The following is a 515-nucleotide window of genomic DNA, read 5'->3' on the forward strand; positions in this document are numbered from 1 at the left end:
CATCGACCATGGTAAGTCGACCCTATCAGACCGTTTAATCCAAGTTTGTGGAGGATTAAGCGATCGTGAAATGGCCGCACAGGTTCTGGATTCAATGGATCTTGAACGTGAGCGTGGTATCACCATTAAATCTCAGAGTGTGACGCTAAACTACACCGCTAAAGACGGTGAAACTTATCAGCTGAACTTCATCGATACTCCGGGACACGTAGACTTTGCATACGAAGTATCACGTTCTCTAGCGGCTTGTGAAGGCGCGCTATTGGTTGTTGATGCTGGTCAGGGTGTAGAAGCGCAAACACTTGCTAACTGTTACACCGCGATCGAAATGGATCTGGAAGTAGTGCCAATCCTAAACAAGATCGACTTGCCAGCCGCTGATCCTGAACGTGTAGCTGAAGAAATTGAAGAAATCGTTGGTATTGATGCGATGGAAGCAACACGCTGTTCTGCGAAGACAGGTCTGGGTGTTGAGGACGTTCTAGAAAACATCGTATCAGCAATTCCAGCACCAG

1 protein-coding gene is annotated in these 515 nt (G+C 47.4%); it reads left to right on the forward strand.

Annotated elements, in window-relative coordinates; genetic code table 11:
- Window position 1: 1 nt before the first annotated feature.
- On the forward strand, window positions 2-515 hold a 514-nt coding region (locus R8O11_RS31315), incomplete at its 3' end, for a GTP-binding protein (protein ID WP_318195404.1).

The sequence above is a fragment of the Vibrio sp. 1288 genome, from assembly GCF_033344475.1.